Here is a 24,991-nt window from a genome sequence, read left to right as displayed (position 1 = left end):
CCCTGCGACACAGGATGAAAGAGGTTCAGTCGGGTTGCCGCGCGCCTGGTCTAACTTTGGAGGGGTGAATGATTGAAATCGGTAAGGTTGGGTGGATCCGTACCGGGGATGACGCGGGTAAATTTGTGAAAGTGAATGAGCTCCCGGATTCGCCGCCCAGCTATCTCGTCTTGCTCGCTCATGACCGAGAGTTCAAGAGCGGGTGCGGAGACTATTGGGTGGAGGACTTCGAGTCGCTTGAGGGATTCTTCACCGAGGGGGCGTGGATCGTTGAGTGGCTCGGCGAGTCTGAGTGAAGGCGCCGTGGGGCGGCTCTGCCCGGCGGCCTGGAACTGATGATTCGACATTTGGCACATGTCGAGATCACGCCCGACGCAATGAGCTGAGGGGGTATCGGGTTCATGGTGGAAGGCAAACTCCACATCTATTCCGTGGAACAGGCAGGCGGACGCTCTGCTGTCTGCATTGCCAGATGTGTGGGCGGAGTCGTGCGAACCGGGCAGAATTTCGTCATGGAGGTGGCGTCCGAGCACGGCGATGTCGAGCATGGCGTCACGTTGACCGCCATTGATCGTTACGGCCGGAGCGTGGATTTCTTCGATCCGCCTCACGCCGCGAAGGTCCACCTATCCGGCCCGGGGGCTTCGGTGCTGGAGCCCGGGTTGATCCTGGCTGCGCGTGGCTGAGCGGCGGGGCGGGACCGGCCCGCGCTGTGCGTCCGCGTGCCCGATGCGTGAGCGCGTGTGACGTGGGGTACGCTTCCCCGCTGCGATTGGCCAGGCCCCGGCCCCGTATGGCAGACTGTCGGGGTTGCTCGGTTGAGTGCCGATGCTGCGCGCCTCCCGCCGGGAGGACCGGAAGCGAGTCCCACAGTACTCGTCGTCCCTGCTCAGGGGCGGACGTACGGGAATCTTCCGGGAAGTGTCAGCGGGGCTCCGGCCAGGCGTCCGGTGGGTGTTCTGCCCCCGTCTGCGAGGTCCTGTGGCCCGCATCCCCTTGGTTGGGAAATCCCGTATGGGATTTCTGCGTAGAGGGAGTGCGACACGCCCGACCGCGTGGGTCGGAGACAGAGTTGGTAGAGCCCCCGGGTTCCAGAGCGTTACGAGACAAAGGACTACTAGGTAGCCATGGCGGGACAGAAGATCCGCATCCGGCTCAAGGCCTACGACCACGAGGTCATCGACTCCTCGGCGAAGAAGATCGTCGAGACGGTGACCCGCACTGGTGCGTCGGTCGCAGGCCCGGTGCCGCTGCCCACTGAGAAGAACGTGTACTGCGTCATCAAGTCGCCGCACAAGTACAAGGACTCTCGCGAGCACTTCGAGATGCGCACGCACAAGCGCCTCATCGACATCCTCGACCCCACGCCGAAGACGGTTGACTCGCTGATGCGTCTCGACCTGCCGGCCGGCGTCGACATCGAGATCAAGCTCTGAAGGGACGGGCCGAGATGAGCAAGAACATCAAGGGCGTCCTGGGCGAGAAGCTCGGCATGACCCAGGTCTGGGACGAGAACAACCGGGTCGTCCCGGTCACCGTCATCAAGGCCGGGCCGTGTGTCGTGACGCAGGTTCGCACCAACGACGTCGACGGCTACGAGTCGGTACAGATCGCCTTCGGCGAGATCGACCCGCGCAAGGTGAACAAGCCCCTCAAGGGCCACTTCGCCAAGGCCGACGTGACCCCGCGCCGCCACCTGGTGGAGCTCCGCACCCCTGACGCCAGCGAGTACACGCTGGGCCAGGAGATCACTGCCGAGGTGTTCGAGTCCGGCGTCAAGGTTGACGTCACGGGCAAGAGCAAGGGCAAGGGCTTCGCCGGTGGCATGAAGCGTCACAACTTCAAGGGCCTGGGCGCCGGTCACGGTGTGCAGCGCAAGCACCGCTCGCCCGGTTCCATCGGTGGCTGCGCCACCCCTGGCCGTGTGTTCAAGGGCACCCGCATGGCGGGCCGCATGGGCAACGAGCGAGTCACCACCCAGAACCTGACCATCCACGCGGTTGACGCGGAGAAGGGTCTGCTGCTCATCAAGGGCGCGGTCCCCGGTCCGAACGGCGGCCTCGTCCTGGTCCGTACCGCGGCCAAGGGGGCTTGAGGTAATGAGCACCATTGACATCCTTTCGCCGGCAGGCGACAAGGCCGGTACCGTCGAGCTCCCCGCGGAGATCTTCGACGCGAAGACCAGCGTTCCGCTGATCCACCAGGTCGTCGTCGCTCAGCTGGCAGCTGCCCGTCAGGGCACGCACAAGACCAAGACCCGTGGCGAAGTCCGCGGTGGTGGCAAGAAGCCTTACCGCCAGAAGGGCACCGGCCGCGCGCGCCAGGGTTCGACCCGTGCGCCGCAGTTCGCCGGCGGTGGCGTCGTCCACGGCCCGCAGCCGCGTGACTACTCGCAGCGGACCCCGAAGAAGATGAAGGCCGCCGCCCTGCGCGGTGCCCTCTCCGACCGGGCGCGCCACTCCCGCATCCACGTCGTCACCGGCGTGGTCGAGGGCACGGCTTCCACCAAGGCCGCCAAGACGCTGTTCGGCAAGATCTCGGAGCGCCCCAACCTGCTCCTGGTCGTCGACCGCGCCGAAGAGGCCGCGTGGCTGTCCGCCCGCAACCTGCCCCAGGTCCACATCCTGGAGCCGGGCCAGCTGAACACGTACGACGTGATCGTCTCCGACGACGTGGTCTTCACCCAGGCCGCTTTCGAGTCCTTCGTGTCTGGCCCCAAGGCCGATGACAACGAGGGGAGCGAGGCCTGATGGCCGAGATCACCAGCAAGACCTTCACGGACCCGCGCGACATTCTTGTCAAGCCGGTTGTTTCCGAGAAGAGCTACGCGCTGCTCGACGAGAACAAGTACACGTTCATCGTCAAGCCGGGCTCCAACAAGACCCAGATCAAGCAGGCCGTGGAAGCGGTCTTCTCGGTCAAGGTCACCGGGGTCAACACGATCAACCGCCAGGGCAAGCGCAAGCGCACGAAGACCGGTTTCGGCAAGCGTGCCGACACCAAGCGCGCCATCGTGACCCTTGCTGAGGGCGACCGTATCGACATCTTCGGCCAGGCCTCCTAACGGAGCGCCCTGGTCCGAATATCGGACGAGGACTGAGAAATGGGTATCCGCAAGTACAAGCCGACGACTCCGGGCCGTCGTGGCTCCAGCGTCGCCGACTTCGTCGAGATCACGCGGTCCACGCCGGAGAAGTCGCTGGTCCGCCCCCTGCACAGCAAGGGCGGCCGTAACAACACCGGTCGTGTGACCGTCCGTCACCAGGGCGGTGGCCACAAGCGCGCCTACCGCGTGATCGACTTCCGTCGTCACGACAAGGACGGCGTGCCGGCCAAGGTCGCTCACATCGAGTACGACCCGAACCGCACCGCGCGCATCGCGCTCCTGCACTATGCAGACGGCGAGAAGCGTTACATCATCGCGCCCCGTGGCCTCAGCCAGGGTGACCGCGTTGAGAACGGCCCCGGGGCCGACATCAAGCCGGGCAACAACCTGGCGCTGCGCAACATCCCGGTCGGTACGACCATCCACGCCATCGAGCTGCGTCCCGGCGGCGGTGCGAAGTTCGCCCGCTCCGCGGGTGCTTCGGTGCAGCTGCTGGCGAAGGAGGGCACGATGGCCCACCTTCGTATGCCGTCCGGTGAAATTCGCCTGGTCGACGCCCGCTGCCGCGCCACCATCGGCGAGGTCGGCAACGCCGAGCAGTCGAACATCAACTGGGGCAAGGCCGGCCGCATGCGCTGGAAGGGCGTTCGCCCGACCGTCCGCGGTGTCGCCATGAACCCGGTCGACCACCCGCACGGTGGTGGTGAGGGCAAGACCAGTGGTGGTCGCCACCCGGTCAGCCCGTGGGGTCAGAAGGAGGGTCGTACTCGCTCGCCGAAGAAGGCATCGAGCAAGTACATCGTCCGCCGCCGCAAGACGAACAAGAAGCGCTAGGAGCGGGTTTAGATGCCGCGCAGTCTCAAGAAGGGACCCTTCGTTGACGGCCACCTCGTAAAGAAGGTGGACGCTCAGAACGAAGCCGGTACCAAGAACGTCATCAAGACCTGGTCCCGTCGCTCGATGATCATCCCGGCCATGCTCGGCCACACGATCGCGGTGCACAACGGCAAGACCCACGTCCCGGTGTTTGTCTCCGAGTCGATGGTCGGCCACAAGCTCGGCGAGTTCTCGCCGACTCGCACCTTCCGCGGCCACGTCAAGGACGACCGGAAGTCGAAGCGCCGCTAACGCGGGGTGGGTAACGACTATGACTTACACCGAAGGGACAACCATGGAAGCCAGGGCCCAGGCGCGGTACATCCGCGTCACGCCCATGAAGGCCCGCCGCGTGGTGGACCTTATCCGTGGCATGGATGCCACGGAGGCTCAGGCGGTCCTGCGTTTCGCCCCGCAGGCCGCGAGCGTGCCGGTCGGCAAGGTGCTGGACAGCGCCATTGCCAACGCCGCGCACAACTACGACCACACCGACGCCTCTTCGCTGGTCATCAGCGAGGCGTACGTGGACGAGGGCCCGACCCTGAAGCGGTTCCGTCCGCGTGCCCAGGGCCGTGCCTACCGGATCCGTAAGCGGACCAGCCACATCACCGTGGTCGTCAGCAGCAAGGAAGGAACCCGGTAATGGGCCAGAAGGTAAACCCGCACGGGTTCCGGCTCGGCATCACCACGGACTTCAAGTCCCGTTGGTACGCCGACAAGCTGTACAAGGACTACGTCAAGGAAGACGTCGCCATCCGTCGGATGATGACGTCCGGCATGGAGCGCGCCGGCATCTCGAAGGTTGAGATCGAGCGCACCCGTGACCGCGTGCGGGTGGACATCCACACCGCGCGTCCCGGCATCGTCATCGGCCGCCGTGGCGCCGAGGCCGACCGCATCCGCGGCGACCTCGAAAAGCTCACGGGCAAGCAGGTCCAGCTGAACATCCTTGAGGTCAAGAACCCCGAGATGGACGCTCAGCTGGTTGCTCAGGCCGTTGCCGAGCAGCTCTCCTCCCGCGTCTCCTTCCGTCGCGCCATGCGTAAGAGCATGCAGGGCACGATGAAGGCCGGCGCCAAGGGCATCAAGATCCAGTGTGGTGGCCGTCTCGGCGGCGCCGAGATGTCCCGCTCGGAGTTCTACCGCGAAGGCCGTGTGCCGCTGCACACCCTGCGCGCGAACATCGACTACGGCTTCTTCGAGGCCAAGACGACCTTCGGCCGTATCGGCGTGAAGGTCTGGATCTACAAGGGCGACGTCAAGAACATCGCCGAGGTTCGCGCCGAGAACGCAGCGGCCCGTGCGGGTAACCGCCCGGCCCGTGGTGGCGCCAACGACCGTCCGGCCGGTGGCCGCGGTGGCCGTGGCGGCGAGCGTGGCGGTCGCGGCCGCAAGCCGCAGCAGGCTGCGCCGGCTGCCGAGGCCCCCAAGGCCGAGGCTCCCGCCGCTGCCGCTCCGGCTGAGAGCACCGGAACGGAGGCCTGACCGAAATGCTGATCCCCCGTAGGGTCAAGCACCGCAAGCAGCACCACCCCAAGCGCCGCGGTATGGCCAAGGGTGGTACGACGGTTGCGTTCGGCGAGTACGGCATTCAGGCCCTCACGCCGGCGTACGTGACCAACCGCCAGATCGAGGCGGCTCGTATCGCGATGACCCGCCACATCAAGCGTGGCGGCAAGGTCTGGATCAACATCTACCCGGACCGCCCCCTGACGAAGAAGCCTGCCGAGACCCGCATGGGTTCCGGTAAGGGTTCTCCGGAGTGGTGGGTCGCGAACGTTCACCCGGGCCGGGTGATGTTCGAGCTGTCCTACCCGAACGAGAAGATTGCTCGTGAGGCGCTCACCCGAGCTGCTCACAAGCTCCCGATGAAGTGCCGCATCGTCCGGCGCGAGGCAGGTGAGGCGTGATGTCGGCCGGAACCAAGGCGTCCGAACTGCGCGAGCTGGGCGACGAGGAGCTTCTCAACAAGCTCCGCGAAGCCAAGGAAGAGCTGTTCAACCTCCGCTTCCAGGCGGCGACGGGTCAGCTCGAGAACCACGGGCGGCTCAAGTCCGTCCGTAAGGACATCGCCCGGATCTACACCCTGATGCGCGAGCGCGAGCTGGGCATCGAGACGGTGGAGAGCGCCTGATGAGCGAGAAGAATGTGACTGAGACGACTGAGCAGCGCGGTTTCCGCAAGACCCGTGAGGGTCTGGTCGTCAGCGACAAGATGGACAAGACCGTCGTCGTCGCTGTCGAGGACCGTGTGAAGCACGCGCTGTACGGCAAGGTCATCCGCCGTACGAACAAGCTCAAGGCGCACGACGAGCAGAACGCTGCCGGTGTCGGCGACCGCGTCCTCATCATGGAGACGCGTCCGCTGTCGGCGAGCAAGCGCTGGCGCATCGTCGAGATCCTCGAGAAGGCCAAGTAAGCAAATCTCTGGGGGGTTTCCCTCAGAGTGGTTCCGCCAGGCTCGGTGGGGGCCGCACCTCGTAAGAGGTCCGTGGCCCCCGCCGGGAACCGGCAGACGATCAGGAGATAGACGTGATCCAGCAGGAGTCGCGACTGCGCGTCGCCGACAACACTGGTGCGAAGGAAATCCTTTGCATCCGTGTGCTCGGTGGCTCCGGTCGCCGCTACGCGGGTATCGGTGACGTCATCGTCGCCACCGTCAAGGACGCGATCCCCGGTGGCAACGTGAAGAAGGGCGACGTCGTCAAGGCTGTCGTCGTGCGCACCGTCAAGGAGCGTCGTCGTCAGGACGGCTCGTACATCCGCTTCGACGAGAACGCGGCCGTCATCCTCAAGAACGATGGCGACCCCCGCGGCACCCGCATCTTCGGCCCGGTGGGCCGGGAGCTGCGCGAGAAGAAGTTCATGAAGATCATCTCGCTCGCGCCGGAGGTGCTGTAAGCATGAAGATCAAGAAGGGCGACCTGGTTCAGGTCATCACCGGTAAGGACAAGGGCAAGCAGGGCAAGGTCATCGCGGCCTTCCCCCGCGAGGACCGCGTCCTGGTCGAGGGTGTCAACCGGGTCAAGAAGCACACCAAGGCCGGCCAGACCGCTCGCGGTTCGCAGACCGGTGGCATTGTGACGACCGAGGCCCCGATCCACGTGAGCAACGTTCAGCTCGTCGTGGAGAAGGACGGCAACAAGGTCGTTACCCGCGTCGGTTTCCGCTTCGACGACGAGGGCAACAAGATCCGCGTTGCCAAGCGGACGGGTGAGGACATCTGATGGCTACCACCACCACTCCGCGTCTCAAGACGAAGTACCGCGAGGAGATCGCGGGCAAGCTGCGTGAGGAGTTCTCGTACGAGAACGTCATGCAGGTTCCCGGCCTCGTGAAGATCGTGGTCAACATGGGTGTGGGCGACGCCGCCCGCGACTCCAAGCTGATGGACGGCGCGGTTCGCGACCTCACCACGATCACCGGCCAGAAGCCGGCCGTCACCAAGGCCCGCAAGTCCATCGCGCAGTTCAAGCTGCGCGAGGGTCAGCCGATCGGCTGCCACGTCACCCTCCGTGGTGACCGCATGTGGGAGTTCCTGGACCGTACGCTGTCGCTCGCGCTGCCGCGTATCCGTGACTTCCGTGGTCTGTCGCCGAAGCAGTTCGACGGCCGTGGCAACTACACCTTCGGTCTCACCGAGCAGGTCATGTTCCACGAGATCGACCAGGACAAGATCGACCGTACCCGGGGTATGGACATCACCGTGGTCACCACGGCGACCAACGACGACGAGGGCCGCGCGCTCCTTCGTCACCTCGGCTTCCCCTTCAAGGAGGCGTAAGCGAGATGGCGAAGAAGGCTCTCATCGCGAAGGCTGCCCGCAAGCCCAAGTTCGGTGTGCGTGCGTACACCCGCTGCCAGCGCTGCGGTCGCCCTCACTCCGTGTACCGCAAGTTCGGCCTGTGCCGCGTGTGCCTTCGTGAGATGGCTCACCGTGGCGAGCTGCCGGGCGTGACCAAGAGCTCCTGGTAATTCCCCTCTGTCCTTAGGGACTTGGGAATTTCCGGACGCTCTCGGTAAGTATCTGGTCGGCGGATGCCCTGCTCCATATGCCGTAGGCTTCTGGGGTTGGGCGTCCGCCGCCCATAACGACTTACTACGCCGTAGGTCCCCGCACCGCACCCGTCCCGCCACTGAGTGGGGAGAGGGATGGCGCATACAGGAAACCGCGGCGAGAGAGGCCGAAGGCCGATTCATGACCATGACTGACCCGATCGCAGACATGCTCACTCGTCTGCGTAACGCAAACTCGGCGTACCACGACTCCGTCGTGATGCCGCACAGCAAGATCAAGTCGCACATCGCGGAGATCCTCCAGCAGGAGGGCTTCATCACCGGCTGGAAGGTCGAGGACGCCGAGGTCGGCAAGAACCTCGTCCTTGAGCTGAAGTTCGGGCCGAACCGTGAGCGCTCCATCGCGGGCATCAAGCGGATCTCGAAGCCCGGTCTGCGTGTGTACGCGAAGTCCACCAACCTGCCGAAGGTGCTCGGCGGCCTGGGCGTGGCGATCATCTCCACGTCGCACGGTCTGCTCACCGGTCAGCAGGCAGGCAAGAAGGGCGTAGGTGGGGAAGTCCTCGCCTACGTCTGGTAGTCGGGAACGGAGGAAAAGCTAATGTCGCGAATCGGCAAGCTCCCCATCCAGGTTCCCGCCGGTGTGGACGTCACCATCGATGGCCGTACGGTGCACGTGAAGGGCCCCAAGGGTTCCCTCACGCACGCTGTTGCGGCTCCCATCGAGATCGTGAAGGGTGAGGACGGCGTTCTGAACGTCACCCGCCCCAACGACGAGCGTCAGAACAAGGCCCTGCACGGCCTGTCCCGCACGCTGGTGGCCAACATGATCACCGGTGTGACCCAGGGATACACCAAGGCGCTCGAGATCAGCGGTGTCGGTTACCGCGTCCAGGCGAAGGGCTCCAACCTGGAGTTCGCGCTGGGATACAGCCACTCGATCACCGTCGAGGCCCCCGAGGGCATCACCTTCAAGGTCGAGTCGCCCACGAAGTTCTCGGTCGAGGGCATCGACAAGCAGAAGGTCGGCGAGGTCGCCGCCAACATCCGCAAGCTGCGGAAGCCCGACCCGTACAAGGCCAAGGGTGTCAAGTACGCCGGCGAGGTCATCCGCCGCAAGGTCGGAAAGGCTGGTAAGTAAGCCATGGCATACGGTGTGAAGATCGCCAAGGGCGACGCTTACAAGCGTGCCGCCAAGGCACGTCGCCACGTCCGCATCCGCAAGCACGTGTCGGGTACGGCGGAGCGTCCGCGCCTCGTCGTGACGCGTTCCAACCGCGGTATCACCGCTCAGGTCATCGACGACCTCAAGGGTCACACCCTGGCGTCGGCGTCGACCCTGGACGCTTCGATCCGTGGTGGCGAGGGCGACAAGTCCGCGCAGGCCAAGCAGGTCGGTGCCCTGGTCGCTGAGCGCGCCAAGGCCGCCGGCGTCGAGACCGTCGTGTTCGACCGTGGTGGCAACAGGTACGCCGGGCGCATTGCCGCTCTGGCTGACGCCGCCCGCGAAGCCGGGCTGAAGTTCTAAGCCCCGGTTCCGGGACTAACGGACGTAACAGAGAGAGGTAAATCCAATGGCTGGACCCCAGCGCCGCGGAAGCGGTGCCGGTGGCGGCGAGCGGCGGGACCGGAAGGGTCGCGACGGTGGCGCTGCCGCCGAGAAGACCGCTTACGTTGAGCGCGTTGTCGCGATCAACCGCGTTGCCAAGGTTGTCAAGGGTGGTCGCCGCTTCAGCTTCACCGCGCTGGTCGTGGTGGGCGACGGTGACGGCACCGTAGGTGTCGGTTACGGCAAGGCCAAGGAAGTTCCCGCGGCCATCGCCAAGGGTGTCGAGGAAGCCAAGAAGAACTTCTTCAAGGTTCCGCGCATCCAGGGCACCATCCCGCACCCGATCCAGGGCGAGAAGGCGGCCGGCGTTGTCCTGCTGAAGCCTGCTTCCCCCGGTACCGGTGTTATCGCCGGTGGCCCGGTGCGCGCCGTTCTGGAGTGCGCCGGCGTTCACGACATCCTGTCGAAGTCCCTGGGCTCCGACAACGCGATCAACATCGTGCACGCGACCGTGGAGGCCCTCAAGGGCCTGCAGCGTCCCGAGGAGATCGCGGCTCGCCGTGGTCTGCCCCTTGAGGCCGTTGCCCCCGCGGCTCTGCTTCGTGCGCGTGCGGGAGCGGGTGCGTAATGGCCCGTCTCAAGATCACGCAGACGAAGTCGTACATCGGCAGCAAGCAGAACCACCGCGACACCCTGCGTTCGCTCGGGCTCAAGCGCCTGAACGACGTGGTTGTCAAGGAGGACCGCCCCGAGTTCCGCGGCATGGTGCAGACCGTCCGCCACCTCGTGACGGTTGAGGAGGTTGACTGACATGGGTGAGAACAGCCCGCTGAAGGCCCATAACCTCCGTCCTGCCCCGGGCGCCAAGACCGCCAAGACCCGTGTGGGTCGTGGTGAGGCGTCCAAGGGTAAGACCGCAGGTCGTGGTACCAAGGGTACGAAGGCCCGTTACCAGGTTCCGGAGCGCTTCGAGGGTGGCCAGATGCCCCTCCACATGCGTCTTCCGAAGCTCAAGGGCTTCAAGAACCCGTTCCGCACCGAGTTCCAGGTCGTGAACCTGGACAAGCTCGGCGCTCTCTACCCCGAGGGTGGAGAGGTCACGGTGGCCGACCTGGTCGCCAAGGGCGCGGTGCGCAAGAACAGCCTCGTCAAGGTCCTGGGCCAGGGCGAGATCTCCGTGGCGCTGCAGGTTTCGGTTGACGCCGTTTCCGGCTCCGCCAAGGAGAAGATTGCCGCCGCCGGCGGCACCGTCACCGAGCTCGTCTGAGACAGCTTGATGGCTTGAACATCCGACCGGGGATGCCTCTCAAATGGGGCATCCCCGGTTGGTCGTTCCTAGGGGGGCATAGTCGCCGGTAAGGTGGCGTGCACTGTCTAAGTTCCGTGCTGTGTGCCTGGACGGCTACAGTACGGATTTTTGGCAGATCAAGACTTCAGTCCTTATTCGTCGATCCTCAAGACCGTCACCCTGACGCACTTGCGCGGGGGTCGCAGGAGGCACCGTGCTCACCGCGTTCGCCCAGGCGTTCAAGACGCCTGACCTGCGCAAGAAGCTGCTCTTCACACTCGGCATCATCGTGATCTACCGGCTCGGTACGCATGTGCCCATGCCCGGGGTGAGCTACAAGAACGTACAGACCTGTGTGGACCAGGCCCAGCAGAACAGCGGTCTGTTCAGCCTGGTCAACATGTTCAGCGGCGGTGCGCTGCTGCAGATCACGATCTTCGCGCTCGGCATCATGCCGTACATCACGGCGAGCATCATCCTGCAGCTGCTGACCGTGGTGATCCCACGTCTGGAAGCCCTCAAGAAGGAGGGTCAGGCGGGTACGGCGAAGATCACGCAGTACACGCGTTACCTGACCGTCGCGCTGGCGATCCTGCAGGGCACCGGCCTGGTGGCCACCGCCCGCAGCGGCGCGCTCTTCAACGGCTGCCAGGTCGCCACCGAGATCATCCCGAACCGCTCGATCTTCACCACCATCACGATGGTCATCACGATGACCGCCGGCACCGCCTGCGTCATGTGGCTCGGTGAGATCATCACCGACCGCGGCATCGGCAACGGCATGTCCATCCTGATGTTCATCTCGATCGCCTCCAGCTTCCCGAGCTCCCTGTGGGCCATCAAGAAGCAGGGCCACCTCGCCGGTGGCTGGATCGAGTTCGGCACCGTGGTGCTGGTCGGCCTCGTCATGGTCGGGCTCGTGGTCTTCGTCGAGCAGGCCCAGCGGCGCATCCCGGTGCAGTACGCGAAGCGCATGATCGGCCGCAGGTCGTACGGCGGAACCTCGACCTACATCCCGCTGAAGGTCAATCAGGCGGGTGTGATCCCGGTCATCTTCGCTTCGTCGCTGCTCTACATTCCGGCGCTGATCGTCCAGTTCTCGAACTCGACGGCAGGCTGGGCGACCTGGATCAAGGACAACTTGACCAAGGGCGACCATCCTTACTACATCGTCAGCTACTTCCTGTTGATCGTGTTCTTCGCCTTCTTCTATGTGGCGATCTCGTTCAACCCCGAGGAAGTCGCCGACAACATGAAGAAGTATGGTGGCTTCATCCCGGGCATCCGGGCTGGCCGACCGACCGCTGAGTACCTGAGCTACGTACTCAACCGGATCACCTGGCCGGGGTCGCTGTATCTGGGGCTGATCGCGCTCGTACCGACAATGGCGTTGATCATCTTCGGCGGCGTCCAGAGCTTCCCGCTCGGCGGGACGAGCATCCTCATCATCGTGGGTGTGGGTCTGGAAACCGTTAAGCAGATCGAGAGCCAGCTTCAGCAGCGCAATTACGAAGGGTTCCTCCGCTGATGCGAATCGTCCTCGTCGGACCGCCCGGTGCAGGCAAGGGAACGCAGGCCGCGTTCCTTGCCCAGAACCTGGCGATCCCGCACATCTCCACGGGCGACCTCTTCCGTGCCAACATCAGCCAGGGCACGGACCTCGGCAAGCAGGCCAAGGCGTACATGGACGCCGGCAACCTGGTACCGGACGAGGTCACCATCGGGATGGCCAAGGACCGCATGGAAGCGCCGGACGCCGTGAACGGCTTCCTGCTCGACGGCTTCCCGCGCAACGTGGTGCAGGCCGAGGCGCTGGACGAGGTGCTGAAGGCGGACGGCGTGAAGCTGGACGCCGTGCTCGACCTGGAAGTCCCCGAGGACGAGGTCGTCAAGCGCATCGCCGGCCGGCGCATCTGCCGCAACGACAGCGCGCACGTCTTCCACGTGGCGTACAACGCCCCGAAGCAGGACGGCGTCTGCGACAAGTGCGGCGGCGAGCTGTACCAGCGCGGTGACGACACCGAGGACACCGTCCGCAAGCGTCTTGAGGTCTACCACAGCGAGACCGAGCCGATCATCGACTACTACCGCGCGCAGGGGCTGGTCATCACCATCTCCGCGCTCGGCAAGGTCGACGAGGTCACGACGAAGGCGATGGACGCGTTGCGCCGCGAAGCGGCGTAGTCCTCGCACCCAACGCTGCCCACGGCCGCGGTGCCCCCTCACGGGGGTGCCGCGGCCGTTTCGCGTGTGCGGGCCGGTGGTCGCTCCCTGGGGCTCTGCCCCAGACCCCGTTCGCGCCTGAAGGGCGCTCGTCCTCAAGCGCCGGACCGGCTGGGGATGCCTGCATGGGCACCCTGCCAAGAACAACCCTGTCAGGGGCGCGGGGAACTGCGCGAGAGGCAACCACGGCCCGCACTCGAAGGCCGAACCCCATGGCGCGGACGGGCTGGGCTGCCCGTATTCGGCACCGGACACGGAAGCCTTATCGTTGTTGGTGACCCGTACCTGTCCAGAAAGGCGTGAGCCGCACATGGTGGAGATCAAGACCCCCGAGCAGATCGCGAAGATGCGCGAGGCGGGGCTGGTCGTCGCCGCGATCCACGCCGCCACCCGCGAGGCCGCGGTGCCCGGGTCCACGACGAAGGACCTGGACGAGGTCGCCCGCAAGGTGATCGCCGAACACGGTGCCAAGTCCAACTTCCTGGGGTACGGCGGTTTCCCCGCCACGATCTGCACCTCGGTCAACGAGGTCGTCGTGCACGGGATCCCGGACGACAAGACCGTCCTGAAGGACGGCGACATCATCTCCATCGACGCCGGCGCGATCATCGACGGCTGGCACGGCGACGCCGCGTACACGGCGTTCGTCGGCACCGGGCACGCGCCCGAGCTGGTCGAGCTGTCCCGGGTGACCGAGGAGTCCATGTGGGCCGGTCTCGCCGCGGTGAAGAAGGGCAACAAGCTCATCGACGTCTCGCGCGCGATCGAGTCGTACATCCGCCGCCAGCCGCGCCCCTCGACCGGTAAGTACGGGATCGTCGAGGACTACGGGGGCCACGGCATCGGGTCCGAGATGCACATGGACCCGCACCTCCTGAACTACGTCGACAAGCGCCGCATGCTGGGCCGCCACAACCCGAAGCTCGTCCCGGGCTTCTGCCTGGCGATCGAGCCGATGGTCTCGCTCGGCACGCCCCGCACCGAGGTCCTGGAGGACGACTGGACGGTCGTCACGACCGACGGCTCCTGGTCCTCGCACTGGGAGCACTCCATCGCCCTGACGGAGAACGGCCCCCTGGTCCTGACGATGCCGGACGGCGGCAAGGCGAAGCTGGCGGAGTACGGCGTGACGACCGCGCCGGACCCGCTGGCCTGACGTCGGCCTGAGCTGCGGCCGCCGGTCGGAGGCCGGCGCAGCCGCTCGAAGCTTGTGAGGCGCCCTGGCGCCGAGCCCGCGAGAGCGGCGTGGGGGATTGGGACCCGCTGGCCTGACGTCGGCCTGAGCCGGGCGGGCGCAGGGCCGTGAGCACCCCCGCTGCCTGGCGTAACGATCTCCACGTTGGGGCAAACTCATCTGATTCGTCTTTTCGAGTGCCCTGACGTAGACTGATGCGTCGGCTCTCGTGTACCCGTGTGTCCACACACGGCTGCGGGAGTCGATCAAGGTAGCCGATTCGAAAGGCGAAGCGTGGCCAAGAAGCAAGGTGCCATCGAAATCGAGGGCACCGTGATCGAGTCCCTCCCGAACGCCATGTTCAAGGTGGAACTCCAGAACGGTCACAAGGTCCTCGCGCACATCAGCGGCAAGATGCGGATGCACTACATCCGCATCCTCCCGGATGACCGGGTTGTGGTGGAGCTTTCTCCCTACGACCTGACGCGTGGCCGGATCGTCTACCGGTACAAGTAGATCTTGCCCACGTCGCTGTTCCAGCGGCGGTGGCACTGACCCGGAGAACCTGACATCCCATGAAGGTCAAGCCGAGCGTCAAGAAGATCTGCGACAAGTGCAAGGTGATCCGCCGTCACGGCCGGGTCATGGTCATCTGCGACAACCTGCGCCACAAGCAGCGCCAGGGCTGACGCACGCCGACCGACCTGCATTTCGCAGTTCTTCCCGCGACGCGAGCAAAACGTACATACGCAGCATCCACCTGGCCGGTTTCCCCGGCTGGTGACACCTCCGGCGGGGGCCGGGGACCCGAAACGTACCTAGTACGGCGGTCGGGAGCGGTGCTGCGGAAGACCCCCGAAAACAACTGGAGCCAGTAAATGGCACGCGTTTCCGGTGTTGACATCCCGCGCGAAAAGCGTGTGGAGATCGCACTCACCTACGTCTTCGGTATCGGGCGCACCCGGTCCAAGGAGATCCTCGCCTCGACCGGCGTGAACCCGAACACCCGCGTTCGTGACCTGGCCGAAGAGGACCTGGTCAAGATCCGCGAGTACGTGGACGCCAACCTGCGTACCGAAGGTGACCTTCGCCGTGAGGTTGCCGCCGACATCCGCCGCAAGGTCGAGATCGGCTGCTACCAGGGTCTGCGCCACCGTCGTGGTCTGCCGGTCCACGGTCAGCGCACCAGCACGAACGCTCGTACCCGCAAGGGCCCGCGTCGCGCCATCGCCGGTAAGAAGAAGCCGGGCAAGAAGTAGTCCACAGCGGACGCTTTTCAGCGGTCTTCGCTGTAGGACCGATCACCTCCCCTCTCCAGCTGGAGTAAGACATGCCCCCCAAGGGTCGTCAGGGCGCTGCCAAGAAGGTGCGCCGCAAGGAAAAGAAGAACGTCGCTCACGGCCACGCGCACATCAAGAGCACGTTCAACAACACCATCGTCTCGATCACGGACCCCTCGGGCAACGTGATCTCCTGGGCGTCCGCCGGCCACGTCGGCTTCAAGGGCTCCCGCAAGTCGACTCCGTTCGCCGCGCAGATGGCCGCCGAGTCGGCCGCCCGCCGCGCGCAGGAGCACGGCATGCGCAAGGTTGACGTCTTCGTCAAGGGCCCGGGCTCCGGTCGCGAGACCGCGATCCGCTCCCTCCAGGCCACCGGCCTTGAGGTCGGCTCGATCCAGGACGTCACCCCGACGCCGCACAACGGCTGCCGTCCGCCCAAGCGGAGGCGCGTCTGACCTCAGGTGCGTTACGCATCTGTGGTTGGCGCCGGTTTTCGGCTTGCAGGTCTGGGCGGTACGGCTCCTTTGAGGCGTGCCGCCCGTACCCTTGCAGTACGCAGTAACCCAGCAGGGCATCAAATAGTGGGTGCCCATGACTGAAGGATCTCCACATGCTTATCGCTCAGCGCCCTTCGCTGACCGAAGAGGTTGTTGACGAGTACCGCTCGCGGTTCGTCATCGAGCCCCTGGAGCCGGGCTTCGGCTACACGCTCGGCAACTCCCTGCGTCGTACGCTCCTCTCCTCGATCCCCGGTGCCGCTGTCACCAGCATCCGGATCGACGGTGTCCTGCACGAGTTCACCACCGTGCCGGGCGTCAAGGAGGACGTCACCGACCTCATCCTGAACATCAAGCAGCTGGTCGTCTCCTCGGAGCACGACGAGCCGGTCGTGATGTACCTGCGCAAGCAGGGTCCCGGCCTGGTCACCGCTGCTGACATCGCCCCGCCGGCCGGTGTCGAGGTGCACAACCCCGACCTGGTACTCGCCACGCTCAACGGCAAGGGCAAGCTGGAGATGGAGCTGACCGTCGAGCGCGGTCGCGGCTACGTCTCCGCCGTGCAGAACAAGCAGCTGGGCCAGGAGATCGGCCGCATTCCGGTCGACTCCATCTACTCCCCGGTGCTCAAGGTCACGTACAAGGTCGAGGCGACCCGTGTCGAGCAGCGCACCGACTTCGACAAGCTGATCGTCGACGTCGAGACCAAGCAGGCCATGCGTCCCCGTGACGCCATGGCGTCGGCCGGTAAGACCCTGGTCGAGCTGTTCGGTCTGGCGCGCGAGCTCAACATCGACGCCGAGGGCATCGACATGGGCCCGTCCCCCACGGACGCCGCCCTCGCCGCCGATCTCGCCCTGCCGATCGAGGAGCTGGAGCTCACCGTTCGGTCGTACAACTGCCTCAAGCGTGAGGGCATCCACTCCGTGGGTGAGCTCGTGGCGCGCTCCGAGGCGGACCTGCTCGACATCCGCAACTTCGGTGCGAAGTCGATCGACGAGGTCAAGGCGAAGCTGGCCGGTATGGGCCTCGCGCTGAAGGACTCGCCTCCCGGCTTCGACCCGACCGCCGCGGCCGACGCCTTCGGCGCGGACGACGACGCGGATGCCGGGTTCGTGGAGACCGAGCAGTACTGATCGGTCTTCGTCTGCGGACCGGTCTCGGCTGGTCGCGCACACGCGACGGAGTCGCATAATCGACTCTTCCCCGCGCCCCTTTGGGGCGCGGGTCTCCGACAGGTAACCGCCTGCTCGGACACTGACATCGGTACCTCGTACGGCCGGTGCAGATCACTAGGAGAAACACCATGCCGCGTCCCGCAAAGGGTGCCCGTCTCGGCGGCTCCGCCGCGCACGAGAAGCTGCTCCTTGCCAACCTGGCGAAGTCGCTCTTCGAGCACGGCCGCATCACGACGACCGAGGCCAAGGCCCGCCGCCTGCGTCCGGTCGCCGAGCGCCTGATCACCAAGGCGAAGAAGGGCGACATCCACAACCGTCGCCTGGTGCTGCAGACGATCACCGACAAGGGCATCGTCCACACCCTCTTCACCGAGATCGCGCCCCGCTACGAGGAGCGTCCGGGTGGTTACACCCGTATCACCAAGATCGGCAACCGTCGTGGTGACAACGCGCCGATGGCCGTGATCGAGCTGGTCGAGGGCGAGATCGCCAAGAAGGCGACCGTTGCCGAGGCCGAGGCCGCCACCGTGCGCGCCGTCAAGGAGTCCGACGCCAAGGCCGCTGAGGCCGAGGTCGTCGAGGACGCCAAGCCGGCCGACGAGGCGAAGGACGCGTAAGCGTTCTGAAGGCTGGTGAACGGGCCCGTTCCCTTCGGGGGGCGGGCCCGTTCTGCTGTGTGGATGCATTGAGAGGATCTGTTACGTGAGTGATGAGGTGGAGCCCGGCCTCGTCCGGGTGCGGCTCGATCTGTCGTACGACGGCAAGGACTTCTCCGGCTGGGCCCGGCAGCCGCTCGGACGCAGGACCGTGCAGGGCGAGATCGAGGACGCGCTGCGCACGGTGACGCGCTCCGACGTGACGTACGACCTGACGGTTGCCGGGCGCACCGACGCCGGGGTGCACGCGCGCGGGCAGGTCGCGCACGTCGACCTGCCCGAGGACGTGTGGGCCGAGCACCGCGAGAAGCTGCTGCGGCGCATGGCCGGGCGGCTGCCGCACGACGTGCGGATCTGGCGGATCGCCGAGGCGCCGAGTGGTTTCAACGCGCGGTTCTCGGCCATCTGGCGGCGGTACGCGTACCGGGTGACCGACAACGTCGGCGGTGTCGACCCCCTGTTGCGCGGTCATGTCCTGTGGCACGACTGGGAGTTGGACGTCGAGGCCATGAACGCGGCCTCCGCCGCGCTGCTCGGCGAGCACGACTTCGCGGCGTACTGCAAGAAGAGGGAAGGCGCCACCACCATCCGCACGCTCCAGGAGCTGTCCTGGGTGCGCGCCGACGACGGGATCGTCACCGCGACCGTGCGCGCCGACGCCTTCTGCCACAACATGGTGCGCTCCCTCGTGGGCGCGCTGTTGTACGTCGGCGACGGCCACCGGGGCCCCGAGTGGCCCGGCAAGGTCCTCGCGGCCGCGGTGCGCGACTCCTCCGTGCACGTGGTCAAGCCGCACGGCCTCACCCTGGAGGAAGTCGGCTACCCCGCCGACGAGTTGCTCGCCGCGCGCAGCAAGGAGGCGCGCAACGTGCGTACGCTGCCCGGGAGTTCAGGCGGCGGGCCTGGCGGCTGCTGCTGAGGCCTGGTTGCGGCCGCGGGCGACGATCTGGTCGAAGGTGGACTTCGCGAGGTCGTCGCCCGCCGCGAACACGGCTTGGTCGCCCTTCGTCACGCTCTTGCCGTTGGCGAAGCCGCCGGTCGTGAAGTAGGCATAGCGGCCGTAGGAGTTGGTGGTCGACCGGCACACCGAACCGCCCCGGCAGAACGTGTTCACGCCCGAGCCGGAGAGCGACGCGATGCCGCCGTTCGCCTGCTCCTTGGCCTTCGTCGCCGCGGTGTCCGTGTCGAACACGGCGACCCCGACCGTGACCGCGACGCCGTCCTTCGTGAACGTGGCCCGGATGACCTGGCGGCAGCCGTTGTTGTTGAGAGCCGAGCCGAGCGAACCCTGGGTGACCGAGGCGCAGTCGGTGACCTGGTCGGTGGGGCCCTTGGCGTAGACGCCGCTGCCCAGCGTCAGGCTCTTGCCCGGGAAGAGGGTGTCGGCGCTCAGCGGCGCCGTGTCCTTCTTCGCACTGGAGATGTAGTCGTACGGGTTGGGCGGGGGCGGCGGGGCCACCTGGGAGAACGAGGGGCCCGGCTGCGCGCTGTTGCTGGGCAGCGCCGGGGGAGAGGGCAGTTCACTGGCCGACTTGCCGTCGTCCTTGTTGCCCGCGTTGACGATCACGGTGGCCACGACCGCGACGACCGCCGCCGTCGCCAGTGCGCCGCCGCCTATGAACAGCCACTTCTTGCGCCGGCTGCGCGCGGCCGACGCATCGGCGAGCGCCGCCCAGTCCGGTGTCTGCTGATCCCCCGGGCCCCACGCGGGTCCCCCTTGCCCAAAGCTCATGCCGCGCATCTTAATTCGATTGTCCACAGGGCCAGGGCCTGCGCGACAATCCGCCCATGGGACATCTTGAGGCTGCACATCTGGAGTACTACCTCCCGGACGGGCGGGTGCTGCTCGGCGACGCCTCGTTCCGGGTGGCTGAGGGTTCGGTGGTGGCTCTGGTCGGTGCCAACGGGGCCGGCAAGACGACGCTGCTCCGCATGATCTCCGGCGAGCTCCAGCCGCACGGCGGCTCGGTGTCGGTGAGCGGCGGGCTCGGCGTGATGCCGCAGTTCGTGGGCTCGGTGCGCGACGAGCGTACGGTGCGTGACCTGCTGGTTTCCGTCGCGCAGCCGCGGATCCGGAAGGCCGCGGCCGAGGTGGACGCGGCCGAGCACCTGATCATGACGGTCGACGACGAGGCCGCGCAGATGAAGTACGCGCAGGCGCTCAGCGACTGGGCGGAGGTGCACGGGTACGAGGCCGAGACGGTCTGGGACATGTGCACCATGGCCGCGCTGGGGATGCCGTACGACAAGGCCCAGTTCCGTGAGGTGCGCACGCTCAGCGGTGGCGAGCAGAAGCGGCTCGTGCTCGAAGCGCTGCTCCGCGGGCCCGACGAGGTGCTGCTCCTGGACGAGCCGGACAACTATCTGGACGTCCCCGGCAAGCGCTGGCTGGAGGAGCGGCTGCGGGAGACCCGTAAGACCGTCCTGTTCGTCTCGCACGACCGGGAGCTGCTCTCGCGGGCCGCCGAGCGGATCGTGAGCCTGGAGCCGAGCCCCGCGGGGACGGACGTGTGGGTGCACGGCGCCGGGTTCGGCACCTACCACGAGGCCCGCCGGGAGCGGTTCGCGCGCTTCGAGGAGCTCAAGCGGCGCTGGGACGAGGAGCACGCCCGTCTGAAGGCGCTGGTCCTGCGGCTGCGCAACCAGGCCGCGATCAGCCCGGACATGGCGTCGCGCTACCACGCGATGCAGACCCGCTTCAAGAAGTTCGAGGAGGTGGGCCCGCCCCCGGAGCCGCCGCGCGAGCAGGCGATCACCATGCGGCTGCGCGGCGGCCGTACCGGTGTACGCGCCCTGACCTGCGAGAACCTTGAGCTGACGGGGCTGATGAAGCCGTTCTCGCTCGAAGTCTTCTACGGCGAGCGGGTCGCGGTCCTCGGCTCCAACGGCTCCGGGAAGTCGCACTTCCTGCGGCTGCTCGCGGGGGATCCGTCGGTGGCGTACAGCGGGAACTGGAAGCTGGGCGCGCGGGTCGTGCCCGGGCACTTCGCGCAGACCCACGCACACCCCGAGCTGCTCGGGCGCACCCTCGTCGACATCCTGTGGAGCGAGCACGCCAAGGACCGCGGGGCCGCGATGTCGGTCCTTCGCCGCTACGAGCTGGAGCGGCAGGGGGACCAGCCCTTCGAGAAGCTCTCGGGTGGCCAGCAGGCCCGCTTCCAGATCCTTCTCCTGGAGCTGGCCGGCACGACCGCTCTGCTGCTCGACGAGCCGACGGACAACCTCGACCTGGAATCGGCGGAGGCGCTGCAGGACGGGCTGGAGTCGTACGACGGCACGGTGCTCGCCGTCACCCACGACCGCTGGTTCTCCAAGACGTTCGACCGTTATCTGGTCTTCGGCTCGGACGGCGTGGTGCGTGAGACGTCGGAGCCGGTGTGGGACGAGCGCCGGGTGGAGCGGGCCAGGTAGGGCGTTTATGCAGGCCAGGGCCTGGTCCGGTCGAATCGGGCCAGGTCGGGCCCGGGCGGTTTTGACCCGCCCGGGGGCGCCCGGGTAGTCTTCTGGTTTGTTATGCGTATTGGCTCCGTCGTTCTCACGCGAGAGGCCCTTACGCAAGTTTCCTGGAGCAGTTACCAGTGGCTCGCATACGGGCAGCGTCCCCGGCATTGTGAGCCCCAGCTGCATGATCGCTTCAGGGTGCAATGTGTCTGGTACCCCATCCACTAAGAAGCGAAGGCTACGAAGTGCGTACGTACAGCCCCAAGCCCGGCGACATCACTCGCCAGTGGCACGTCATTGATGCCCGGGACGTCGTCCTGGGTCGTCTGGCGACCACCGCTGCGAACCTCCTCCGGGGCAAGCACAAGCCCGTCTATGCGCCCCACATGGACATGGGTGACTTCGTCATCATCATCAACGCCGACAAGGTTCACCTGTCCGGCAACAAGAAGACCCAGAAGATGGCCTACCGCCACTCCGGCTACCCGGGCGGCCTCCGCTCGGTGCGCTACGACGACCTCCTGGCGAACAACCCGGAGAAGGCCGTCGAGAAGGCCATCAAGGGCATGATCCCCAAGAACACCCTGGGCCGTCAGATGCTCTCGAAGCTGAAGGTCTACTCGGGCGACCAGCACCCCCACGCTGCCCAGCAGCCGGTGCCGTTCGAGATCACCCAGGTCGCGCAGTAGTTCCGGCCACCCCCTAAGACGTAAAGAAATCTGAGGAGAATCGTGGCCGAGACCACCGTCGAGACCCCGCTTGAGGGCGACGAGACCTACGCCGAAGTGACCACCTTCGAGTCCGAGGTGCCCGTCGAGGGCGAGTACACCTCCGAGTCGATGGCTTCCCGCTTCGGGGACCCGCAGCCGGCCGCCGGCCTGGGTCGCCGCAAGAACGCCATCGCCCGCGTCCGGATCGTTCCGGGCACCGGCAAGTGGAAGATCAACGGGCGTACGCTTGAGGACTACTTCCCGAACAAGGTCCACCAGCAGGAAGTCAACGAGCCCTTCAAGGTGCTCGAACTCGACAACCGCTACGACGTCATCGCCCGCATCTCGGGTGGCGGCGTGTCCGGTCAGGCCGGCGCCCTGCGCCTCGGCGTGGCCCGTGCGCTGAACGAGGCGGACGTGGACAACAACCGCGGCGCCCTCAAGAAGGCCGGCTTCCTCTCGCGTGACGACCGTGCGGTCGAGCGCAAGAAGGCCGGTCTCAAGAAGGCCCGTAAGGCCCCGCAGTACAGCAAGCGCTAAATCCGCGCCTGCCACTACGGCTTTCGTTCGCCCCGGCAGCACCTTCCGTGCTGCCGGGGCGTTCGTCTATCCACCCCCGCAGTTATTACCCCGCACTTTCAGGTTTTCGGAGGACAGACGTGGGACGACTCTTCGGCACGGACGGCGTGCGCGGTGTCGCCAACTCGGATCTGACGGCTGAGCTCGCGCTCGGCCTGTCGGTCGCGGCGGCGCACGTGCTCGCCGAGGCGGGGACCTTCGAGGGGCATCGGCCGACCGCCGTGGTCGGGCGTGACCCCCGGGCCTCGGGCGAGTTCCTGGAGGCCGCGGTCGTCGCGGGCCTCGCGAGCGCGGGCGTGGACGTCCTGCGGGTCGGTGTGCTGCCCACCCCCGCGGTGGCGTACCTCACCGGCGTGCTGGGTGCCGACCTCGGCGTGATGCTCTCGGCCAGCCACAACGCCATGCCGGACAACGGTGTCAAGTTCTTCGCGCGCGGCGGCCACAAGCTCGCCGACGAGCTGGAGGACCGCATCGAGTCGATCTACGAGCAGCACCGCACGGGCGCGCCGTGGGAGCGCCCGACCGGCTCCGGCGTGGGCCGCGTCCGCTCGTACGACGAGGGCTTCGACCGGTACGTCGCGCACCTCATCGGGGTGCTGCCCAACCGCCTCGACGGGCTGAAGGTCGTCCTGGACGAGGCGCACGGCGCGGCCGCCTGGGTCTCGCCCGAGGCGTTCACGCGGGCCGGCGCCGAGGTCGTCACGATCGGGGCCGAGCCGGACGGGCTCAACATCAACGACGGGTGCGGCTCCACCCACCTCGACCTCCTCAAGGCGGCCGTCGTCGAGCACGGCGCCGACCTCGGCATCGCGCACGACGGCGACGCCGACCGCTGCCTGGCCGTGGACGGCGCGGGCAACGAGGTCGACGGCGACCAGATCCTCGCGGTCCTCGCCCTCGGCATGCGCGAGGCGGGCACGCTGCGTGGCAACACCGTCGTCGGCACCGTCATGTCCAACCTGGGCTTCAAGATCGCCATGGAGCGCGAGGGCATCCAGCTCGTCCAGACCGCGGTCGGCGACCGCTATGTCCTGGAGTCCATGAAGGAGCACGGGTACGCGCTCGGCGGCGAGCAGTCCGGCCACGTGATCATCCTGGACCACGCGACCACCGGTGACGGCACGCTGACCGGCCTGATGCTGGCCGCCCGCGTCGCCGCGACCCGCCGCACGCTCGCCGACCTCGCCGGGGTCATGGAGCGCCTGCCGCAGGTCCTGATCAACGTCCCCGACGTCGACAAGTCCCGCGTCTCCACCTCCGCCGAGCTGGGCACGGCCGTGGCCGAGGCCGAGCGGGAGCTGGGCGCCACCGGCCGGGTGCTGCTTCGCCCGTCGGGCACCGAGCCGCTGGTCCGCGTCATGGTCGAGGCCGCCGACATCGAGCAGGCCCGCTCGGTCGCGGGGCGCCTCGCCGATGTGGTCAAGTCGGCCTTGGGCTAAGGCAGTTGACGTTTGCGCTGGCTCGCCCAGAGGAACTTCTGGGCGAGCAGCGTGAGCGTGCCGGACAGGACGATGCCGCCCAGGTTGGCGAGCAGTTGCCAGCTGGAGCCCCAGGTCTGGCCGTAGTCCTGGTAGCTGAACGCCATCGCGGCGTTGGCCGCCGCCGGGACCGTCGTCACTGAGATCGCCACACCGATCAGGGCGCCTGACTTCGCCGAGGTGAGCGAGAGCGTTCCCGCGATGCCCGCCAGGAACGCCACGACGAACGACATCCAGTCGGGCCGGTAGATGAACGCCGTGTTCGGGCGGGCCGCCTCGATCATCGACTTGTCGAAGAGCCCGCACACCTCCATCAGCCAGCCGAAGCCCGCCGTGAGCAGCATCGCCGAGGCGAAGCCCACCACCAGCGCGATCAGCGAGCGCCACACCAGGCGCGGGGCGCGCCGCACCAGCGCCGTGGAGATCCCGGCCAGCGGCCCGAACTCGGGGCCGACCGCCATCGCGCCCACGATCAGGATCGCGTTGTCGAGCATCACCCCGCACGCCGCGAGCATCGTCGCGACGGCGAGGAACGCCACATACGTGACCGACAGCGTCGACTCCTCGTGCGTGGCGTCGGTCAGCGACTCCCACAGCACCGCGTCCGCGCCCTCGCCCGGCGCCTCCGCCTCGGCCTTGTCGGCACGCTTGGAGATCGAGAGCTCGATGTGGTCGACGGCGATCGAACCGTCCCGGTCGAGCCCGATGGCCCTCAGTTCGGCGATCAGGGAGTCCCCGGCCTCGCGCGCCACGTCGCACAGCACGAGATCGCCGACCGGATTGCGGGCCGCCCCCGGGAGCACCGCCAGATGCGCGGTGCCGACCGTCGACTCCACGGTGCGCACGACCTCGTCGGTGCGGTCGGCGGGCACGATCAGTCGCAGGTGCAGCACGTTTCCTCGCCGGGAGTGAGAGGTTGCGGTCGGAATGCGAGCCTGGA

The 24,991-nt window shown here is 66.8% G+C and carries 39 protein-coding genes; 37 read left to right on the top strand and 2 right to left on the bottom strand.

Going from position 1 to position 24,991, the window contains the following annotated elements; genetic code table 11:
* Window positions 1–68 precede the first annotated feature (68 nt).
* From ACWC2B_RS16730 to truA, 33 genes are all read left to right on the top strand, one after another.
* Complete coding sequence (locus ACWC2B_RS16730; protein WP_450717161.1) at window positions 69–296, top strand: hypothetical protein; 228 nt, start codon at window positions 69–71, stop codon at window positions 294–296.
* A gap of 105 nt (window positions 297–401) precedes the next feature.
* Window positions 402–686 (top strand): hypothetical protein, encoded by a 285-nt coding sequence (locus tag ACWC2B_RS16725; RefSeq protein WP_450717160.1) that lies wholly within the window; start codon window positions 402–404, stop codon window positions 684–686.
* 441 nt (window positions 687–1,127) lie between these two features.
* Window positions 1,128–1,436 (top strand): 30S ribosomal protein S10, encoded by a 309-nt coding sequence (gene rpsJ, locus ACWC2B_RS16720; protein WP_003948644.1) that lies wholly within the window; start codon window positions 1,128–1,130, stop codon window positions 1,434–1,436.
* A gap of 14 nt (window positions 1,437–1,450) precedes the next feature.
* On the top strand, window positions 1,451–2,095 hold the full coding sequence (gene rplC / locus ACWC2B_RS16715; RefSeq protein WP_344375256.1) for a 50S ribosomal protein L3: 645 nt from the start codon (window positions 1,451–1,453) through the stop codon (window positions 2,093–2,095).
* Between the two features lie 4 nt (window positions 2,096–2,099).
* On the top strand, window positions 2,100–2,750 hold the full coding sequence (gene rplD / locus ACWC2B_RS16710; RefSeq protein WP_450717159.1) for a 50S ribosomal protein L4: 651 nt from the start codon (window positions 2,100–2,102) through the stop codon (window positions 2,748–2,750).
* Window positions 2,750–3,064 (top strand): 50S ribosomal protein L23, encoded by a 315-nt coding sequence (gene rplW / locus ACWC2B_RS16705; protein WP_053727606.1) that lies wholly within the window; start codon window positions 2,750–2,752, stop codon window positions 3,062–3,064. The genes rplD and rplW overlap by 1 nt, the downstream gene beginning before the upstream one ends.
* A gap of 39 nt (window positions 3,065–3,103) precedes the next feature.
* Window positions 3,104–3,940, top strand: a complete 837-nt coding sequence (gene rplB / locus ACWC2B_RS16700; protein WP_114037186.1) for a 50S ribosomal protein L2 — start codon at window positions 3,104–3,106, stop codon at window positions 3,938–3,940.
* 12 nt (window positions 3,941–3,952) lie between these two features.
* Window positions 3,953–4,234, top strand: a complete 282-nt coding sequence (gene rpsS, locus ACWC2B_RS16695; RefSeq protein WP_100578122.1) for a 30S ribosomal protein S19 — start codon at window positions 3,953–3,955, stop codon at window positions 4,232–4,234.
* A 43-nt stretch (window positions 4,235–4,277) separates the two neighbouring features.
* Window positions 4,278–4,625 (top strand): 50S ribosomal protein L22, encoded by a 348-nt coding sequence (rplV, locus tag ACWC2B_RS16690; protein WP_004571827.1) that lies wholly within the window; start codon window positions 4,278–4,280, stop codon window positions 4,623–4,625.
* Window positions 4,625–5,467, top strand: a complete 843-nt coding sequence (rpsC, locus tag ACWC2B_RS16685; RefSeq protein ID WP_053727609.1) for a 30S ribosomal protein S3 — start codon at window positions 4,625–4,627, stop codon at window positions 5,465–5,467. Before rplV ends, rpsC begins: the two co-directional genes overlap by 1 nt.
* Window positions 5,468–5,472: 5 nt before the next feature.
* Window positions 5,473–5,892, top strand: a complete 420-nt coding sequence (gene rplP, locus ACWC2B_RS16680) for a 50S ribosomal protein L16 (RefSeq protein ID WP_053727610.1) — start codon at window positions 5,473–5,475, stop codon at window positions 5,890–5,892.
* Entirely contained in the window at window positions 5,892–6,116 is a 225-nt protein-coding gene (rpmC, locus tag ACWC2B_RS16675) for a 50S ribosomal protein L29 (RefSeq protein WP_003966952.1), read from the top strand. The genes rplP and rpmC overlap by 1 nt, the downstream gene beginning before the upstream one ends.
* The gene (gene rpsQ / locus ACWC2B_RS16670) at window positions 6,116–6,400 is read left to right on the top strand and encodes a 30S ribosomal protein S17 (protein WP_008739702.1); all 285 of its coding nucleotides are present in this window, start codon (window positions 6,116–6,118) and stop codon (window positions 6,398–6,400) included. Before rpmC ends, rpsQ begins: the two co-directional genes overlap by 1 nt.
* A gap of 113 nt (window positions 6,401–6,513) precedes the next feature.
* Complete coding sequence (gene rplN / locus ACWC2B_RS16665; protein WP_053727611.1) at window positions 6,514–6,882, top strand: 50S ribosomal protein L14; 369 nt, start codon at window positions 6,514–6,516, stop codon at window positions 6,880–6,882.
* A gap of 2 nt (window positions 6,883–6,884) precedes the next feature.
* Window positions 6,885–7,208: a 50S ribosomal protein L24 gene (gene rplX, locus ACWC2B_RS16660; RefSeq protein ID WP_053727612.1), complete on the top strand. Its 324-nt coding sequence runs from the start codon at window positions 6,885–6,887 to the stop codon at window positions 7,206–7,208.
* The gene (rplE, locus tag ACWC2B_RS16655; protein WP_053727613.1) at window positions 7,208–7,765 is read left to right on the top strand and encodes a 50S ribosomal protein L5; all 558 of its coding nucleotides are present in this window, start codon (window positions 7,208–7,210) and stop codon (window positions 7,763–7,765) included. The genes rplX and rplE overlap by 1 nt, the downstream gene beginning before the upstream one ends.
* A gap of 5 nt (window positions 7,766–7,770) precedes the next feature.
* Complete coding sequence (locus tag ACWC2B_RS16650) at window positions 7,771–7,956, top strand: type Z 30S ribosomal protein S14 (protein WP_003956452.1); 186 nt, start codon at window positions 7,771–7,773, stop codon at window positions 7,954–7,956.
* Between the two features lie 223 nt (window positions 7,957–8,179).
* Window positions 8,180–8,578, top strand: coding sequence for a 30S ribosomal protein S8 (gene rpsH / locus ACWC2B_RS16645; RefSeq protein WP_003966947.1), 399 nt, complete (start codon window positions 8,180–8,182; stop codon window positions 8,576–8,578).
* A 21-nt stretch (window positions 8,579–8,599) separates the two neighbouring features.
* Window positions 8,600–9,139 (top strand): 50S ribosomal protein L6, encoded by a 540-nt coding sequence (gene rplF, locus ACWC2B_RS16640; RefSeq protein WP_189963077.1) that lies wholly within the window; start codon window positions 8,600–8,602, stop codon window positions 9,137–9,139.
* Window positions 9,140–9,142: 3 nt separating this feature from the next.
* The gene (gene rplR / locus ACWC2B_RS16635) at window positions 9,143–9,526 is read left to right on the top strand and encodes a 50S ribosomal protein L18 (RefSeq protein ID WP_189963076.1); all 384 of its coding nucleotides are present in this window, start codon (window positions 9,143–9,145) and stop codon (window positions 9,524–9,526) included.
* 46 nt (window positions 9,527–9,572) lie between these two features.
* Entirely contained in the window at window positions 9,573–10,175 is a 603-nt protein-coding gene (rpsE, locus tag ACWC2B_RS16630) for a 30S ribosomal protein S5 (RefSeq protein WP_189963075.1), read from the top strand.
* Complete coding sequence (gene rpmD / locus ACWC2B_RS16625) at window positions 10,175–10,357, top strand: 50S ribosomal protein L30 (RefSeq protein WP_053682614.1); 183 nt, start codon at window positions 10,175–10,177, stop codon at window positions 10,355–10,357. Before rpsE ends, rpmD begins: the two co-directional genes overlap by 1 nt.
* 1 nt (window position 10,358) lies before the next feature.
* A complete protein-coding gene (gene rplO / locus ACWC2B_RS16620) occupies window positions 10,359–10,814 on the top strand; it encodes a 50S ribosomal protein L15 (RefSeq protein WP_450717158.1) in 456 nt (151 codons plus the stop codon).
* Window positions 10,815–11,049: 235 nt separating this feature from the next.
* A complete protein-coding gene (gene secY, locus ACWC2B_RS16615) occupies window positions 11,050–12,363 on the top strand; it encodes a preprotein translocase subunit SecY (RefSeq protein WP_386001998.1) in 1,314 nt (437 codons plus the stop codon).
* Window positions 12,363–13,019 carry an adenylate kinase gene (locus tag ACWC2B_RS16610; protein ID WP_399489711.1) on the top strand — a complete coding sequence of 219 codons (657 nt, stop codon included), beginning with the start codon at window positions 12,363–12,365 and terminating at the stop codon, window positions 13,017–13,019. The genes secY and ACWC2B_RS16610 overlap by 1 nt, the downstream gene beginning before the upstream one ends.
* 349 nt (window positions 13,020–13,368) lie before the next feature.
* Window positions 13,369–14,214 (top strand): type I methionyl aminopeptidase, encoded by an 846-nt coding sequence (gene map / locus ACWC2B_RS16605; RefSeq protein WP_450717157.1) that lies wholly within the window; start codon window positions 13,369–13,371, stop codon window positions 14,212–14,214.
* A 312-nt stretch (window positions 14,215–14,526) separates the two neighbouring features.
* On the top strand, window positions 14,527–14,748 hold the full coding sequence (gene infA, locus ACWC2B_RS16600; protein ID WP_003956442.1) for a translation initiation factor IF-1: 222 nt from the start codon (window positions 14,527–14,529) through the stop codon (window positions 14,746–14,748).
* A gap of 59 nt (window positions 14,749–14,807) precedes the next feature.
* Window positions 14,808–14,921 (top strand): 50S ribosomal protein L36, encoded by a 114-nt coding sequence (gene rpmJ / locus ACWC2B_RS16595; protein ID WP_003956441.1) that lies wholly within the window; start codon window positions 14,808–14,810, stop codon window positions 14,919–14,921.
* A gap of 189 nt (window positions 14,922–15,110) precedes the next feature.
* Window positions 15,111–15,491, top strand: a complete 381-nt coding sequence (rpsM, locus tag ACWC2B_RS16590) for a 30S ribosomal protein S13 (RefSeq protein WP_053727621.1) — start codon at window positions 15,111–15,113, stop codon at window positions 15,489–15,491.
* 71 nt (window positions 15,492–15,562) lie between these two features.
* Window positions 15,563–15,967, top strand: coding sequence for a 30S ribosomal protein S11 (gene rpsK, locus ACWC2B_RS16585; protein WP_003956432.1), 405 nt, complete (start codon window positions 15,563–15,565; stop codon window positions 15,965–15,967).
* 155 nt (window positions 15,968–16,122) lie between these two features.
* Window positions 16,123–17,145: a DNA-directed RNA polymerase subunit alpha gene (locus tag ACWC2B_RS16580; protein ID WP_010473911.1), complete on the top strand. Its 1,023-nt coding sequence runs from the start codon at window positions 16,123–16,125 to the stop codon at window positions 17,143–17,145.
* Window positions 17,146–17,315: 170 nt separating this feature from the next.
* Entirely contained in the window at window positions 17,316–17,804 is a 489-nt protein-coding gene (gene rplQ, locus ACWC2B_RS16575) for a 50S ribosomal protein L17 (protein ID WP_450717156.1), read from the top strand.
* 85 nt (window positions 17,805–17,889) lie between these two features.
* Entirely contained in the window at window positions 17,890–18,762 is an 873-nt protein-coding gene (truA, locus tag ACWC2B_RS16570; RefSeq protein WP_450717155.1) for a tRNA pseudouridine(38-40) synthase TruA, read from the top strand.
* On the opposite strand, the gene ACWC2B_RS16565 is transcribed toward truA, so the two are convergent.
* Entirely contained in the window at window positions 18,733–19,575 is an 843-nt protein-coding gene (locus tag ACWC2B_RS16565; protein ID WP_450717154.1) for a hypothetical protein, read from the bottom strand. The two genes, truA and ACWC2B_RS16565, sit on opposite strands and share 30 nt — an antisense overlap.
* 56 nt (window positions 19,576–19,631) lie before the next feature.
* Between ACWC2B_RS16565 and ACWC2B_RS16560 the strand changes: the two genes are divergently transcribed.
* The 4 genes from ACWC2B_RS16560 to glmM all read left to right on the top strand — a co-directional run bounded on the left by ACWC2B_RS16560 (window position 19,632) and on the right by glmM (window position 24,012).
* Entirely contained in the window at window positions 19,632–21,254 is a 1,623-nt protein-coding gene (locus tag ACWC2B_RS16560; protein ID WP_450717153.1) for an ABC-F family ATP-binding cassette domain-containing protein, read from the top strand.
* A 275-nt stretch (window positions 21,255–21,529) separates the two neighbouring features.
* A complete protein-coding gene (gene rplM, locus ACWC2B_RS16555) occupies window positions 21,530–21,973 on the top strand; it encodes a 50S ribosomal protein L13 (protein WP_053727625.1) in 444 nt (147 codons plus the stop codon).
* A gap of 42 nt (window positions 21,974–22,015) precedes the next feature.
* The gene (gene rpsI, locus ACWC2B_RS16550) at window positions 22,016–22,534 is read left to right on the top strand and encodes a 30S ribosomal protein S9 (protein WP_053727626.1); all 519 of its coding nucleotides are present in this window, start codon (window positions 22,016–22,018) and stop codon (window positions 22,532–22,534) included.
* A gap of 119 nt (window positions 22,535–22,653) precedes the next feature.
* The gene (gene glmM, locus ACWC2B_RS16545; protein WP_450717152.1) at window positions 22,654–24,012 is read left to right on the top strand and encodes a phosphoglucosamine mutase; all 1,359 of its coding nucleotides are present in this window, start codon (window positions 22,654–22,656) and stop codon (window positions 24,010–24,012) included.
* Here glmM and ACWC2B_RS16540 read toward each other — a convergent pair.
* Window positions 24,009–24,944, bottom strand: a complete 936-nt coding sequence (locus ACWC2B_RS16540) for a DUF389 domain-containing protein (RefSeq protein ID WP_450717151.1) — start codon at window positions 24,942–24,944, stop codon at window positions 24,009–24,011. The genes glmM and ACWC2B_RS16540 overlap by 4 nt on opposite strands.
* Between the last annotated feature and the right edge of the window lie 47 nt (window positions 24,945–24,991).

Source organism: Streptomyces sp. NPDC001415 (assembly GCF_053597395.1).
The sequence above is the reverse complement of the archived record's forward strand: the minus strand, read 5'-3'. Positions and strand labels throughout refer to the sequence as shown.

Excerpts from the sequence above, each read along its gene's own strand:
- ACWC2B_RS16730 (WP_450717161.1), top strand. The coding sequence starts at position 69 with ATGATTGAAATCGGTAAGGTTGGGTGGATCCGTACCGGGGATGACGCG.
- ACWC2B_RS16725 (WP_450717160.1), top strand. The coding sequence starts at position 402 with ATGGTGGAAGGCAAACTCCACATCTATTCCGTGGAACAGGCAGGCGGA.
- rpsJ (WP_003948644.1), top strand. The coding sequence starts at position 1,128 with ATGGCGGGACAGAAGATCCGCATCCGGCTCAAGGCCTACGACCACGAG.
- rplC (WP_344375256.1), top strand. The coding sequence starts at position 1,451 with ATGAGCAAGAACATCAAGGGCGTCCTGGGCGAGAAGCTCGGCATGACC.
- rplD (WP_450717159.1), top strand. The coding sequence starts at position 2,100 with ATGAGCACCATTGACATCCTTTCGCCGGCAGGCGACAAGGCCGGTACC.
- rplW (WP_053727606.1), top strand. The coding sequence starts at position 2,750 with ATGGCCGAGATCACCAGCAAGACCTTCACGGACCCGCGCGACATTCTT.
- rplB (WP_114037186.1), top strand. The coding sequence starts at position 3,104 with ATGGGTATCCGCAAGTACAAGCCGACGACTCCGGGCCGTCGTGGCTCC.
- rpsS (WP_100578122.1), top strand. The coding sequence starts at position 3,953 with ATGCCGCGCAGTCTCAAGAAGGGACCCTTCGTTGACGGCCACCTCGTA.
- rplV (WP_004571827.1), top strand. The coding sequence starts at position 4,278 with ATGGAAGCCAGGGCCCAGGCGCGGTACATCCGCGTCACGCCCATGAAG.
- rpsC (WP_053727609.1), top strand. The coding sequence starts at position 4,625 with ATGGGCCAGAAGGTAAACCCGCACGGGTTCCGGCTCGGCATCACCACG.
- rplP (WP_053727610.1), top strand. The coding sequence starts at position 5,473 with ATGCTGATCCCCCGTAGGGTCAAGCACCGCAAGCAGCACCACCCCAAG.
- rpmC (WP_003966952.1), top strand. The coding sequence starts at position 5,892 with ATGTCGGCCGGAACCAAGGCGTCCGAACTGCGCGAGCTGGGCGACGAG.
- rpsQ (WP_008739702.1), top strand. The coding sequence starts at position 6,116 with ATGAGCGAGAAGAATGTGACTGAGACGACTGAGCAGCGCGGTTTCCGC.
- rplX (WP_053727612.1), top strand. The coding sequence starts at position 6,885 with ATGAAGATCAAGAAGGGCGACCTGGTTCAGGTCATCACCGGTAAGGAC.
- rplE (WP_053727613.1), top strand. The coding sequence starts at position 7,208 with ATGGCTACCACCACCACTCCGCGTCTCAAGACGAAGTACCGCGAGGAG.
- ACWC2B_RS16650 (WP_003956452.1), top strand. The coding sequence starts at position 7,771 with ATGGCGAAGAAGGCTCTCATCGCGAAGGCTGCCCGCAAGCCCAAGTTC.
- rpsH (WP_003966947.1), top strand. The coding sequence starts at position 8,180 with ATGACCATGACTGACCCGATCGCAGACATGCTCACTCGTCTGCGTAAC.
- rplF (WP_189963077.1), top strand. The coding sequence starts at position 8,600 with ATGTCGCGAATCGGCAAGCTCCCCATCCAGGTTCCCGCCGGTGTGGAC.
- rplR (WP_189963076.1), top strand. The coding sequence starts at position 9,143 with ATGGCATACGGTGTGAAGATCGCCAAGGGCGACGCTTACAAGCGTGCC.
- rpsE (WP_189963075.1), top strand. The coding sequence starts at position 9,573 with ATGGCTGGACCCCAGCGCCGCGGAAGCGGTGCCGGTGGCGGCGAGCGG.
- rpmD (WP_053682614.1), top strand. The coding sequence starts at position 10,175 with ATGGCCCGTCTCAAGATCACGCAGACGAAGTCGTACATCGGCAGCAAG.
- rplO (WP_450717158.1), top strand. The coding sequence starts at position 10,359 with ATGGGTGAGAACAGCCCGCTGAAGGCCCATAACCTCCGTCCTGCCCCG.
- ACWC2B_RS16610 (WP_399489711.1), top strand. The coding sequence starts at position 12,363 with ATGCGAATCGTCCTCGTCGGACCGCCCGGTGCAGGCAAGGGAACGCAG.
- map (WP_450717157.1), top strand. The coding sequence starts at position 13,369 with ATGGTGGAGATCAAGACCCCCGAGCAGATCGCGAAGATGCGCGAGGCG.
- rpmJ (WP_003956441.1), top strand. The coding sequence starts at position 14,808 with ATGAAGGTCAAGCCGAGCGTCAAGAAGATCTGCGACAAGTGCAAGGTG.
- rpsM (WP_053727621.1), top strand. The coding sequence starts at position 15,111 with ATGGCACGCGTTTCCGGTGTTGACATCCCGCGCGAAAAGCGTGTGGAG.
- rpsK (WP_003956432.1), top strand. The coding sequence starts at position 15,563 with ATGCCCCCCAAGGGTCGTCAGGGCGCTGCCAAGAAGGTGCGCCGCAAG.
- ACWC2B_RS16580 (WP_010473911.1), top strand. The coding sequence starts at position 16,123 with ATGCTTATCGCTCAGCGCCCTTCGCTGACCGAAGAGGTTGTTGACGAG.
- rplQ (WP_450717156.1), top strand. The coding sequence starts at position 17,316 with ATGCCGCGTCCCGCAAAGGGTGCCCGTCTCGGCGGCTCCGCCGCGCAC.
- ACWC2B_RS16565 (WP_450717154.1), bottom strand. The coding sequence starts at position 19,575 with ATGAGCTTTGGGCAAGGGGGACCCGCGTGGGGCCCGGGGGATCAGCAG.
- ACWC2B_RS16560 (WP_450717153.1), top strand. The coding sequence starts at position 19,632 with ATGGGACATCTTGAGGCTGCACATCTGGAGTACTACCTCCCGGACGGG.